The 267-nt window shown below is 51.3% G+C and carries 1 protein-coding gene; it reads left to right on the top strand.

The genetic code is table 11. From position 1 onward, the window contains the following. Positions 1–267, top strand: a 267-nt coding sequence (locus CF394_RS11320; RefSeq protein ID WP_500691226.1) for a thiolase family protein, incomplete at both ends; no start/stop codon positions are given.

Genomic DNA, 267 nt, shown 5'->3' with positions numbered 1-267 from the left:
GTTGGGAAAGCAAAAAAAGGATCGTTGGCCACCGTTCGTCCGGATGATTTGGGAGCGATTTGCGTAAAAGAAACACTGAAACGGGCAGGCGGCTACGAAGGCAATATTGACGATTTGATTATCGGCTGTGCAACACCTGAAGCGGAACAGGGGCTAAATATGGCGAGAAATATTGGCGCGCTTGCGGGACTGCCGTACACGGTCCCGGCAATTACAGTCAATCGCTACTGCTCTTCAGGTCTTCAGTCCATCGCATATGCGGCAGAA

Origin of the sequence: Tetzosporium hominis (assembly GCF_002265435.1) — a bacterium.
GTDB classification, from domain to species: domain Bacteria; phylum Bacillota; class Bacilli; order Bacillales_A; family Planococcaceae; genus Chryseomicrobium; species Chryseomicrobium hominis.
This window is presented reverse-complemented; position numbering and strand designations above follow the sequence as displayed.